This window comes from Paenibacillus sp. FSL M7-1455 (genome assembly GCF_038004655.1).
Taxonomy (GTDB): Bacteria; Bacillota; Bacilli; order Paenibacillales; family Paenibacillaceae; genus Paenibacillus_AQ; species Paenibacillus_AQ cookii.
Genome location: NZ_JBBORO010000001.1, coordinates 800,917 through 812,500, shown reverse-complemented (window position 1 = coordinate 812,500; position 11,584 = coordinate 800,917). Strand labels below are relative to the sequence as shown.

Genomic DNA, 11,584 nt, shown 5'->3' with positions numbered 1-11,584 from the left:
GTCGAATCCTCGTTTGTTGTAAACCCGAGGTTTCATGGGGCGAGTTATAATTTAACACATAAAACATTGAGGAGTCAACCTCTAAATATAAAAAAAGCTAAGCAGCTAAACTCCCTTTATAAGTTCCCCCAAAACGAACGCCCCATGCATAAATAAAGAGGGAGCATTTACCCCCTCGAACCTTTGCGCAATACAGATGACGCTATTCCGCGGAATAGCGGATTGCCGGGCTGCTGTATCCCGAGGCGTCGGACCACACGACCGACTCCTTCGCCAGCGAACGGTTGACCAGCTTGCGCATGACAAGCGGCAGTTCGTTTTTGACGATGTCCAGATCCGGGTGATGAATCAGTTCCTCGATGCTCCAGGGCTGGGACCGGCTTTTCAAAATCTGCAGCATAAGCCCGGTGCACTCCGCCATTTTCGACATGACGGAAAACTCGCAGGCAAGCAGCACCAGCTCCACGCGCTGCCGGATCGTTTCCTTGCTCTGGGTCAATTCCTCATACAGCTTGTGGATCGCCGTATTCAGTTCCTTCACTTGCTCCCAAACGGCCCGATCGGGCAGCACCCCGCGTTCGATCAGTTCGATCCTTGCCCAATGCCTTAACGAATCCAGCACGGATTGATAGGCGTCGACCTCGTATCCGGCTTGCAAATACCGCTTGGCTTCAACGTATATGCTTAGGAAGCGGGAGAATTCATACAGCATTTTGCGATCCCGCAGCGGCTGTTCAAACTCCGTATATTCCCTGCGGAGCCGGGCCAGTTTCCCGTTCACGTCCCTCACCAGCTCCCCTTCCATAAAGCAGCGGATCAAATCCCCTTTTTCGCCCGCAATAAGCCAGCGCTGAAGGGACTCGGACGAAACATGCAGCGTCTGGCACGGCAGTTCCCCTACAAGCGTATGCTCGACGGCCAATTCCGCCTCCTGTCCTTCATGGACGACGAGGACGATATAGTCGAAGTCATGAAGCAAAGATCCGTCGAATTTTTGCGCTTCCTGTCGATATATGATAGTACCGATGGCATCGGCATCAAAAGACTCTCCATAAAAAAAAGACAAATTGGACAAATCCATGTCTCCCTCCATGCATTCCTTGGCGAAAACCAGCCAATTCAGTTATAATATACTTCTACATGATCCACGTCAGTTCCTTCTTTTTTGCATACAACTAAAATGATGATAGGAGCCAATGATCCATGATCTTCAAAACAGCAAAAATCGTTGCTTTCCGTACCTGGGGACTGCTGCTGACGATCATCGGCATGATGCTGATGGTGCTGGGCACGGCAGGGATCGTCTTCTGGGGACAAGCCGGAAAAATCGTGGCGGCGATTGGTCTCGTCATCGGCCTGATCGCCATGATGGGCAGCCTGGGGATTTATTTTTGGGCCGGGATGCTCTCCACGAGCGTGAAGACGATCGAATGCCCGGAATGTCACAAACCGACGAAAATGCTCGGAAAAACGGACCGCTGCATGTTCTGCCGAACCATCATGACGACCGACATCAATCTGGCGGACATTACGGACGACGAGCTGGAAGAAATGCAAAAGCGCCAGGAAACGCAAGCCGGCCCTTCATCGGCCGTCCATCACCACTAGACGCCGTCTTAGGGCAAGATTTATGAGCGGCAAACAAAAAAACCGGCCATCCTCCAAGGATGACCGGTTTTTATACGTTCGGATTACGCCTTCCGTATTTTAAAAAGTAATCATTCATAAGATGCCTGCGTTAAACCATCAGTCGATATCCACAACAAATATGAGTGCGATTCGCATTAGGATGAAATATCCTTCAGCGTATTCCATGCTTCTTCGGTGCCGAAACTTCGGGTCCACGCGGCGACTCCGGCAAGCTTCAGTTCCTTGGCCAGCTTCACTCTTGCACCGAGCGACGTCTTATCTTCAATCCATATCTTTTTCAAAACGCCGTCTTCCGTATATTCAACATAGTTCTGCTGCACATCCTCAAGGTATTTGGGTTTCAGCTTCTTTTCCGCAAGGATTTCCTTTACGGTTTTCATGCCTACCGCCTTCGACGAGACTTTGGTTTTGCCGTCTTTGGCTTCTTCCGACCAGATCCGGGTATACAGCGGCACGGCCAAAACCAATTTTTCGGGCGGCACCTCATCCTCCTCAAGGATTTTGCGCACGGCCGATTCGGTCCACGGCAAGGACGACACCGAACCCGCTTTCGGGCTTGAAGCCCAATGTTCGTCATAGGCCATCAAAATGATAAAATCCGCCGCTTCCCCCAGCGAACGCCTGTCCAAAAAGCGGGACCACATTTCGCTTCCCGATTTCGGGGTGACGTCCACCGATAAGATCAATCCCTCCGCACGAGCCAAAGGCTTCAGCTCGCGGACGAACTGGGACACGTTTTCCCCGTCTTCGGTTTTGACGTTTTCGAAGTCCAAATTGATCCCGTCCAAATGATACGTCTTGGCAAGTTCGAGGATTTGATTGATGGCGTTCGACCTTGTTTCATAGGTTGCCATCGCGCTCGCAGTGATCTCGGGATCGAAGCTGTTGCTCAGAAGCCCCCACACTTCCATCCCGCGGGCATGGGCTTTTTGTACGTAGGCAATGTCCGCGTTGCTGCGGACGTTCCCTTCCCCGTCGATGATGCTGAACCACGTCGGGCTGACGACGTTGACGCCGGTCATCTGATCGATGACGGCCGGGTCCGGCTTTTTCTGATAAACGGCCTCCCAGGCCAGATTGACCTTTTTGCCCGCCCAGTTGCGTTCGGCTTGCGTAGGCTGCTCCTGAACGGCTTCCACCGTTTTCTTTTCGCCGAGCGCCACCTTGGATTTCGGCACGTAACCGGCATACCCGTTATCCATCTGCACGAAATACCACGATTCCTCGCTCCCCCAAACCCGCAGAGTCGTTCCCCCTGCCATGTCCGCCAAGATCGGCTCATGTTTGGACGGTCCCTTGCGAAGCGCCGTTTTGGACCCGGCATCGCCGGCGACTTTGCCCATTTGCACCGTATCCCCGGCTCTCATCAGCAGCACGGCGCCCGTATTCGGATCCTCGTGAACGGTAATCCCGTACAGCTCTTTCAGCGGATGGATCGGCGCATACAACAGGCCATTCTCTTCCTCCGGCGCGAACCGGAGCTGGACCTGCCTGTTATTCAGCCGCGCTTCCTTCTCCCCTGCCTGCAAATGCATCACCTTGGCCGGGGTCGTCAAAATCAGCGACTGCGTTCCTTTTTCGTAACGAATGTTAGGGTCTATGCTCTCCTGCAGCACCGGAAGCGGCAGCTTCAGCTGCTCCCCGGCACCTTCGGCAGGCTGATCGAGCAGCTTGCCTTCAACGAATATGGGCTTGTCCATCCCTCTCCAGTCCGGCTTTTCATGCAGCGGATTCGGGAGAACCTCCGTCACCGTCAAATAGGCTCCTGCCGCAATCAGGCACAGTCCGAGAAAAACGGCAAGCCGCCTCTTAGCCGTGGGACGGCGTCTGCGTCTACTTCTACTCAAAGGCTGATCCTCCATCATCGTATAAGTATCGTTGCCAAAAAGGCTTGAAAGCTAAAAAAACGTGAGGACCCATGGCAGGAATCCGCACGTTTTGTCGAAAGCAGAAAGCTTGAAACGGATGCTTTACTTATTTTTGCAGCTGCTGCAAATACCGTACAGCTCCATGCGCAACCCTTGAATCTGGAAGCCTGTGCTTTTCTCAGCAGTCTGCTCCACGTCCTCGAGGGACGGGTAGCTGAAGTCTTCGATTTTCCCGCATTTCTGGCAAATCACGTGAAAGTGATCCGAAACGTTCGCATCAAAACGGCTTGAATTATCTCCATAAGTCAGCTCATGAACCATACCGGCTTCGATCAGCATCTTCAAATTATTATAAACGGTAGCTACGCTCATGCTCGGAAATTTAGGCTCCAGGGCACGATAGATTTCATCCGCCGTTGGATGGCTCATGGACTCCATGAGGTAAGCCAATATCGCATGACGCTGGGGCGTAATCCGAACACCATTCGTTTTCAATTGTTCCAATGCATGCTCGACTCGCGTTGACATTCTTACCCACCGCCTTAAGATTAAACAAAATTCTGATATTCTCGAATGCAACGAAAAGGTTGTTTACCCAACATTCTAAAATATGCCCTATAACATTATTGTACGTTCATCGTTTCGACTTTGTCAACGAAAGGGCCCGCCCTGAAAGAACTTGGAATAAATGTATGCTCCCGCTCAATATTTATTCACGTTCAAATCGCTGTTGCCTTCGATGCGAACCCGATGTTCACCCAGACCTATTGTGCCCGTAATGTTCTTTTTATCCACCGTAAACGCCGGAAACTGATTGTAGATATCGCCATAGCTGATGCTCCCGTCGATTTCGTAGCTTCCCGATTCGGGCAGGCTGACGGTAAGTTCCCCTACCGCGCTGTAAATGTCCCAGTCGCCTTCGACGACGCTGGAACGGGCCTTAATGCCGCCGTTAAGCGACTCCGCCTTCAGATCGGAGCGGACTTCGTCCACGTCGATGTTCCCGTTTTTCGTCTGGACGTCGATCGGGCCCAGCGATTTGCGGACGGACAAATTGCCGACCTGGGTCGAAAGCGTTACGGCATCGGAAACGTCCACCGCCTGCATGTTGCCCTGATTCGTGCTCAAGTCGACGGAACCCATGACGTGATACGCGATGCCTTTTCCGTTCAGCGTGCTGCCCTTGACGTTCCCGGTGACGCGGTTCAACCGGAGATCTCCGTTTGCCGTCTCCATCGATATTTGCTTGATCGCATCCACGTGCTGCACAAGGATGCTGCCGTTCATCGTCCGGAGCGACAGATCAAAACGCCGGTCCTGCGGCAGCGTAATCGTCAGATTCATCCGCGGCTGCCTTTTCCCGGACTGGCCGTAGCCTTTCCCTTTGGTCTGGATGGTAATGGTGTTGCCGCCGCCGACCTCAAGCGCCGATTCCCTCGCGATGGCTTCGGCCTCCGGTCCCGTAATCTGGTCGACCCAAATCTCCGCCTGCACCCCGATGTCCGTCACCGGACCGCGCTGCACGACGATATCGCCGTTGATGTTTTCCACCTTGATGTTTTGCGTCGTTAACGTCACGGGAACGGCAAGCAGGTCTTTTCCGACGCTGCTCCCCTCCTGTTCGCTGTAATCCACGCCGGCCGCGGCCAGATTCAGGCTCACCTTGTTCCAGAGATGCAAATAGTGTTTTTGTTCCGTCACGATAAACACCGAGGCTGACAGCACGACGGCGATCAGCACCCCGCGCAGGTCCAGCTGAAACCGCCGGCCCGTTCCTTGGGAACGGCGCGATATCAGCAGCAAAGCGATATATTCCAGCCCCCACAGCACCAGCGTGAGCGGCCACCATTTCAAAAGCAGCAGCAAACGCTCGGTGCCTTGGAGCGCATCGCCAAGAAGCAGCACGCCGGTTGCGATCAGCAGCAGGACGGCCGTGAATCTTCCCACGCGCATTCGCCGTATCCGGTTCATGTTTTCTTCCCCCGTTCGCTGGCGCCTAAACGCCGCCCTTTTCCCTCTCCCGGCTTTTTGAGCCGCGTTGTTTCCGCAAAAGCCAAATTTCCCGGCCTCCTGCCCACAAGCCTACGATGATCAGCACCGCCGCCACCGTGATTTTGCCGTAATCCTCCATGTAATACCGGAGCCACCGCGGCTTTTGATAAAAAAGAAACATCAGCGCGCCGCCCGCGACGAGCATGATGCCGAAAAGCGCGCTTCGCTCCACGGCGAACGGATTCCGGTAAGGCGAAACCTGGCGTTCTTCCTGCCCATGCGTCCCCACCCTGTAATAGATGACGTAATCGGCCGATTGCAGGACGTCGTACACATTGTAAAAATAAGTCACCGGGATCACGAGCGCCAGCAAAATGAGCAGCGGGACGTTGATCTGCATGCCGATGGACGAAAAATATAACAACGCCGAAGCGTCCAATAGGAGCGTAAAAATAAAGGCGATGCCTTTGCGGTACAATCCAAGGTAAATATGGCCGAGCCCCGGACAAACGGCCGCGAGGAATCCTGCCGTAAACTTGCGTTTTCGGGAAAACAGGCGGCGGGTCCGGACTGCAGCCTTTTTTTCGCCGCGCATGCGGTTTCTTTTTGCCGTTTCTTCCTTCGATCCGCCGGAATGTTCGACGCTGTGCATCCTCCCGCTCCTTTCACCGTAAAATTCATCGCTGACACGCCGTTCCAGGCCAAAAAAAGCCCACCCTCTATACTATATAGATGATACTACCCTATATAACCGGGACAATAACAGGTAAATAATTGGATGAAGTCCCTGAAAAACCAAAAAAACTCCCTTAACCAGGGAGTTTTTCGGCGCAGTTCAATCGATGGAAACCATGGATACCCCGTCGAGCCTGCGAATGCGGGAAGCGAGCTCCAAAGGATCGAATACCCTTTTGCTGAGCACGTTCAAAGCGATTTCCACCGTGGTCGAAGGCGGCTGAAGCTCGCCGTACGGCACGGTGCTCCGCTCGTTGACGACCGCTTTTTTGACGGTGATTTCCTCTTCCTCCAGCAGGCCGGATATCGCTTCGAGCAGCCCCGGCGCCGAAATCGCGCACACCGAGATCAAATGAAGTTTGCTGCTGCGGATGTAACGCTGCTCCAATTTGTTGAAAACCACCAACGTCAGCAAAATGAGTAACGTAGCCGCAATGGAGGCAAAATAAAAACCTGCGCCCACGGCGAGCCCGACGGCGGCGATCACCCATACCGACGCGGCCGTGGTTAAACCCGTAATCGATTTGCCGGTAAACAAAATGGTCCCGGCGCCCAAAAACCCGATCCCCGTAATGACGGCCGAAGCCAATCTCGCCGGGTCAATCCGGATGTTGACCTCATGCACGAATTCGGAAAAACCATAAATGGACAGCATTATGATCAGCGTCGAACCCATACATACGAGGATGTGGGTCCGGAGGCCTGCCGCATGGTTGGAGCGTTCCCTCTCCAAGCCGACAAGCCCGCCTAACAGCATAGACAGAAGCAACCGCAGCAATATATGCACGTTATCTATATACCATGGATCCGCCAAGAGCCTATCTCTCCCTATCTCACTCTAATAATGCAAATCCGCGGCCATAAGGCCATGAATTAAACCGATACGTCTGCCCGCTTGTGAAATGTCGTCAGTTCCACGCCCGGGGCCACCTCGAACGTCTCGAAAGGAATAAAGCCGTATTTGAGGTATAACGCCACCGCAGGTTCATTTTTGGCACCGGTGGAGACGATAAACAGCGGAACGTCCGGATGAACGTCAAAAACATGCCGGATCAGGCTGCCCGCGATGCCTTTGCGGAAATGAGCCGGATGAACCATCATCCGCATCAAGGTCAGCGACCCCGGGGTCTCCTGTTTCGTCGCCACCGCCCCGAGCAGCTCCCCGTCCTCGTCCAAGCAACCGTAAAACGTTTCGCCGCAGGTACGCAGCGTTTCATGCGTGTCGAGCAGCGGAGGAATGTCGTAGAAGCCGATTTTTTCGGCCTCCAGCCGGTAGGCAATATGCTGCAGCCTCCAAATTTGGTCCAGCATGTCGCCATCCTGCAAGGAAAGCTTCGTAATCACGGGAATCCCCCTTTTTCAGGCTATACGCCGCAAGTCAAAAAAAGACCAACTTATCAGGCAAAAAACATCCGCCTAATAAAAAAGGGCCTGTCCGGCGGACAAGCCCCAAGACCCGTTCCTCTTACTGATTAAGCACTTCTTCCAGCAACTTGTTGACGATCGCCGGATTGGCTTTGCCGCGGCTCTCCTTCATGACCTGGCCGACGAGGAAGCCGATCGCCTTTTGCTTGCCCGCCTTGTAATCCTCGACGGATTGCGGGTTCGCGGCCACGACCTGCTCGACGATGAACTTGATCGCGCCTTCGTCGCTGATCTGCACGAGCCCTTTTTCCTCGACGATTTGCTGCGGAAGCTTGCCGCTTTCGAGCATTTCCTTGAAGACGGTTTTGGCGATTTTCGTGCTGATCGTCCCTTTTTCGATTAAGCCGATCATCTCGCCCAACCCTTGGCCCGTGATTTTCACCTCGGAGAATTCCAGGTTGTTGCTGTTGAGATAACCGAGCAATTCGCCCATAATCCAGTTGGAAACCGATTTGGCATCTTTCGTATATTTCAAGCTGTCTTCGAACAGATCCGCGATCGGCTTCGAGGAGGTGATGACCTCGGCATCGTAGCTAGGCAGACCATATTCGGAGGTGTAGCGCGCTTTGCGGGCGTCCGGCAGCTCCGGAATCGACGCGCGGATGCGGTTTTTCCATTCTTCGTCGATGTATACCTTCACCAGATCCGGGTCCGGGAAATAACGGTAATCATGCGCTTCTTCCTTGCCGCGCATCGTGAAGGTTTTGCCCTGCGCTTCGTCCCAGCGGCGGGTTTCCTGCACGACCGTTCCGCCTTCGTCCAAAATTTCGGCTTGGCGGTATTCCTCGTACTCCAGCCCTCTTTGCACGCCGCGGAAGGAGTTCATGTTTTTCAGCTCGGCACGAGTGCCGAATTCCTTCTGCCCATGGGGACGGATGCTGATGTTGGCGTCGCAGCGCATCGAGCCCTCTTCCATTTTGACGTCGGACACTTCGCAGTACTGCATGATGGCGCGCAGTTTTTCCAAATAAGCGCGGGCTTCTTCCGGCGAAGAAATCTCCGGTTCCGACACGATTTCCACGAGCGGCGTGCCGACGCGGTTAAAGTCCACCAGCGATGCATACCCTCCGTCGATATGCGTCAGCTTGCCCGCGTCTTCCTCCAAATGAAGGCGGGTGATGCCGATCCGCTTCGTTTGTCCGTTCACTTCGATGTCGATCCAGCCGTTTTGCCCGATCGGCTGATCGTATTGGGAAATTTGGTAGGCCTTCGGCGAATCCGGGTAAAAATAGTTTTTCCGGTCGAATTTGCTGACATCGGCAATTTCGCAGTTGAGCGCCATCGCCGCTTTCATCGCGTATTCCACGGCCTGCTTGTTGAGCACCGGCAGCACGCCGGGATGGCCCAGGCAGATCGGGCATGTGTGCGTGTTGGGCGGTGCGCCGAATTCGGTCGAACAGCCACAAAAGATTTTGGATTCGGTCTTCAGCTCCACGTGGACCTCAAGGCCGATGACGGTTTCGTATTTCGAAGATGACATGGTTTAGATTCCCTCCTTTTGAGCCGATTTCTACAGGTTAGGCCGCTGTTTATGATGTTCGGTGTTTTGCTCGAAGGCTCCCGCCACGCGCAGCACCGTGCTTTCGTCAAACGGTTTGCCGATGATTTGCAGGCCGACCGGCAACCCTTCGGAGAAACCGCAAGGAACGCTGATCGCCGGCACGCCGGCAAGGCTCACCGGAATGGTCAAAATATCGTTCAAATACATCGTCAGCGGATCGCCCACCTGAGCGCCGAGCTTAAACGCCGGCGTCGGAGCCGTCGGCCCGATGATGACGTCATATTGTTCGAACACCTGATCGAAATCGCGTTTGATCAGCGTGCGCGCCTTCTGCGCCTTCAGGTAAAACGCATCGTAATAACCGGAGCTCAGCGCGTAGGTGCCCAGCATGATCCGGCGTTTGACTTCGGGACCGAAACCTTGGCTGCGGGATTCGAGGTACAAATCCAGCAGGTTGCCGGATTGTCCGGCACGGACGCCGTAACGAACGCCGTCGAAGCGGGCCAGGTTGGAAGAAGCTTCGGAAGATGCAAGCAAATAATAAGCGGCGACCGCATATTCGGTATGCGGAAGGGAAACCTCCTCGATGACCGCGCCCATGCCTTCAAGCACTTTCAAGGCGGCTTCGACGCGTTCCTTCACGCCGGCGTCGATGCCTTCGCCCATATATTCCTTCGGAACGGCAACGCGCAAACCTTTCACGTCCCCCGTCAGGGCGCTCAAGTAATCCGGAATGTCGACGTTGGCCGAAGTCGAGTCCATGTTGTCGTAGCCGGCAATCGCCTGCAGGACGTAGGCCGCATCTTCGACGTTTTTCGTGACCGGGCCGATCTGATCGAGCGAAGAAGCAAAAGCGACCAGGCCGAAACGGGACACGAGCCCGTATGTCGGCTTCAGGCCGACGACGCCGCAATAGGACGCCGGCTGGCGGATCGAGCCGCCCGTATCCGAACCAAGCGTAAAATACGCCTCGCCCGCCGCGACCGATGCCGCGGAGCCGCCGCTGGAACCGCCCGGAACGCGCTCGAGGTCCCACGGGTTGCGCACCGGATGGAAACTCGAGTTTTCGTTGGAGCCGCCCATCGCGAACTCGTCCATGTTCAATTTCCCGATCGTAACCGCATCGGCGTCCTTCAGCTTGCGCACGACCGTCGCGTCGTACACCGGATTGAAGTTCGACAGGAATTGGCTTGCGCAGGTGGTGCGGATGCCTTCCGTCACGATGTTGTCCTTGATGCCGGCCGGCAGGCCGAACAGAAGTCCGCGTTCCTCTCCCGACGCCAATTTGTCGTCGAGGCGGCGGGCCGTATTTTTCGCGCCCTCTTCGTTTAAGGTCAAATACGCTCCGATCCGTTCATCGCGTTCGGAAATGGCGCGGAACGTCTCTTCCACCAGTTCCAGCACAGAAAGCTCCTTGTTGTGAAGCTTGCTATGTATATCCTTCAAATTTTGATTTAACAGGCTCAAGTTGCCTCTTCCTCCTTTCGTAATGAAACGTTCTATTCAAGCACGGCCGGAACTTTGAACTGTCCGTCTTCCTCTTCCGGCGCGTTCAGCATGACCTTTTCGATCGGCAGGCTTTCGCGTTTCACGTCCTCGCGCATCACGTTGCTGACAGGCAGCACGTGGGTCGTCGGTTCGACGCCGTCCGTATCCAGCTCGTTCAATTTTTCGGCATATTGTAAAATAGCGTTCAGCTGTTCCGTGAACTTTTGCTCTTCGTCCGCGCTCAAATTGAGGCGGGCAAGCTTGGCCACGTGCTGAACGTCCTGATTGGTGATGCTCATAAATCGGATTCCTCCTTATTCCTTCTTATATTAAAGGATTGAAGCCTCGGGATAACGTTTCTAATTATATTGTAGAACCTGCGACAATTCAATGCGGAGCTTGGCTCCCGCCGGAAAAACCGGGCGCTCCCGCCGGATTCCCCGGCAGGCCTCCGCTCCGGTCGGCGCAGCCTTTGCAGGCTCTTTGCCAAGCTCTTCAAACCCGTATAGCAAACGTTCCTTTCCAAAACTTAGGGATAAAAAACATGGGGTATATCATAAGGAACAGATTCGGAATCCACCATGCGGGATCGAATTCGCAGCGGATCGCCCAATAGGAAATGGCCATCATCCCGGAGCAAAACGTCAATACGAGCGAAACCAAGGCCGCCGTTTTCCAGGCCGGCGATGGCTTGCGGTACAAATACAGCGCCGTCAATCCGGTTGCCGACACCAGCATGTCGAGCGGAAAAAACGACCAGTTCCAAGCGATCAAAATCGGGTTCCTGTAATCGGAATAAGCCCATTCGGGAGGGATGAGGCCCAGTGCCGTCGCGCCGAAATATAGAATGAGAAATATCGGTCAACAGAAAAAACCATTTCAATACGCGCATGGAGGGCTCTTTTCGATGCAAAACGTTCATTGG

Annotated in this window: 12 protein-coding genes; 1 reads left to right on the top strand and 11 read right to left on the bottom strand. The window is 54.3% G+C overall.

All coding sequences use genetic code 11. The features are described 5' to 3' along the window. Nucleotides 1-202 precede the first annotated feature (202 nt). Entirely contained in the window at nt 203-1,081 is an 879-nt protein-coding gene (locus NYE48_RS03585) for a nucleotidyltransferase-like protein (RefSeq protein WP_340996924.1), read from the bottom strand. 122 nt (nt 1,082-1,203) lie between these two features. On the opposite strand from NYE48_RS03585, the gene NYE48_RS03580 reads away from it, so the two are divergent. After that, nucleotides 1,204-1,608 carry a DUF2614 family zinc ribbon-containing protein gene (locus NYE48_RS03580; protein WP_212951820.1) on the top strand — a complete coding sequence of 135 codons (405 nt, stop codon included), beginning with the start codon at nt 1,204-1,206 and terminating at the stop codon, nt 1,606-1,608. A gap of 176 nt (nt 1,609-1,784) precedes the next feature. Here NYE48_RS03580 and NYE48_RS03575 read toward each other — a convergent pair whose 3' ends face one another. The 10 genes from NYE48_RS03575 to NYE48_RS03530 form a co-directional block, all read right to left on the bottom strand. Then, nucleotides 1,785-3,497 (bottom strand): glycosyl hydrolase family 18 protein, encoded by a 1,713-nt coding sequence (locus NYE48_RS03575; protein WP_340996922.1) that lies wholly within the window; start codon nt 3,495-3,497, stop codon nt 1,785-1,787. 123 nt (nt 3,498-3,620) lie between these two features. Then, nucleotides 3,621-4,046, bottom strand: a complete 426-nt coding sequence (locus tag NYE48_RS03570) for a Fur family transcriptional regulator (protein ID WP_036712873.1) — start codon at nt 4,044-4,046, stop codon at nt 3,621-3,623. A gap of 174 nt (nt 4,047-4,220) precedes the next feature. Then, the gene (locus NYE48_RS03565) at nt 4,221-5,489 is read right to left on the bottom strand and encodes a DUF4097 family beta strand repeat-containing protein (protein WP_212951823.1); all 1,269 of its coding nucleotides are present in this window, start codon (nt 5,487-5,489) and stop codon (nt 4,221-4,223) included. Nucleotides 5,490-5,514: 25 nt separating this feature from the next. Beyond that, nucleotides 5,515-6,162 (bottom strand): hypothetical protein, encoded by a 648-nt coding sequence (locus NYE48_RS03560; protein WP_340996919.1) that lies wholly within the window; start codon nt 6,160-6,162, stop codon nt 5,515-5,517. 183 nt (nt 6,163-6,345) lie between these two features. Next, nucleotides 6,346-7,059: an MgtC/SapB family protein gene (locus NYE48_RS03555; protein ID WP_036712871.1), complete on the bottom strand. Its 714-nt coding sequence runs from the start codon at nt 7,057-7,059 to the stop codon at nt 6,346-6,348. A gap of 59 nt (nt 7,060-7,118) precedes the next feature. Then, nucleotides 7,119-7,589, bottom strand: coding sequence for a GNAT family N-acetyltransferase (locus tag NYE48_RS03550; protein WP_340996918.1), 471 nt, complete (start codon nt 7,587-7,589; stop codon nt 7,119-7,121). A 121-nt stretch (nt 7,590-7,710) separates the two neighbouring features. Next, a complete protein-coding gene (gene gatB / locus NYE48_RS03545) occupies nt 7,711-9,150 on the bottom strand; it encodes an Asp-tRNA(Asn)/Glu-tRNA(Gln) amidotransferase subunit GatB (protein ID WP_212951825.1) in 1,440 nt (479 codons plus the stop codon). Nucleotides 9,151-9,180: 30 nt separating this feature from the next. Beyond that, on the bottom strand, nt 9,181-10,638 hold the full coding sequence (gene gatA, locus NYE48_RS03540) for an Asp-tRNA(Asn)/Glu-tRNA(Gln) amidotransferase subunit GatA (RefSeq protein ID WP_212951833.1): 1,458 nt from the start codon (nt 10,636-10,638) through the stop codon (nt 9,181-9,183). Nucleotides 10,639-10,670: 32 nt separating this feature from the next. Continuing rightward, nucleotides 10,671-10,958 (bottom strand): Asp-tRNA(Asn)/Glu-tRNA(Gln) amidotransferase subunit GatC, encoded by a 288-nt coding sequence (gatC, locus tag NYE48_RS03535; protein ID WP_036712868.1) that lies wholly within the window; start codon nt 10,956-10,958, stop codon nt 10,671-10,673. Between the two features lie 196 nt (nt 10,959-11,154). Beyond that, on the bottom strand, nt 11,155-11,475 hold the full coding sequence (locus NYE48_RS03530; RefSeq protein ID WP_341000594.1) for a DUF5360 family protein: 321 nt from the start codon (nt 11,473-11,475) through the stop codon (nt 11,155-11,157). Nucleotides 11,476-11,584: the final 109 nt, after the last annotated feature.

What these genes read in the sequence shown, in the direction of transcription:
- NYE48_RS03585 (WP_340996924.1), bottom strand. Translation starts at nt 1,081, where the DNA reads ATGGATTTGTCCAATTTGTCTTTTTTTTATGGAGAGTCTTTTGATGCC.
- NYE48_RS03580 (WP_212951820.1), top strand. Translation starts at nt 1,204, where the DNA reads ATGATCTTCAAAACAGCAAAAATCGTTGCTTTCCGTACCTGGGGACTG.
- NYE48_RS03570 (WP_036712873.1), bottom strand. Translation starts at nt 4,046, where the DNA reads ATGTCAACGCGAGTCGAGCATGCATTGGAACAATTGAAAACGAATGGT.
- NYE48_RS03565 (WP_212951823.1), bottom strand. Translation starts at nt 5,489, where the DNA reads ATGAACCGGATACGGCGAATGCGCGTGGGAAGATTCACGGCCGTCCTG.
- NYE48_RS03560 (WP_340996919.1), bottom strand. Translation starts at nt 6,162, where the DNA reads ATGCACAGCGTCGAACATTCCGGCGGATCGAAGGAAGAAACGGCAAAA.
- gatB (WP_212951825.1), bottom strand. Translation starts at nt 9,150, where the DNA reads ATGTCATCTTCGAAATACGAAACCGTCATCGGCCTTGAGGTCCACGTG.
- gatC (WP_036712868.1), bottom strand. Translation starts at nt 10,958, where the DNA reads ATGAGCATCACCAATCAGGACGTTCAGCACGTGGCCAAGCTTGCCCGC.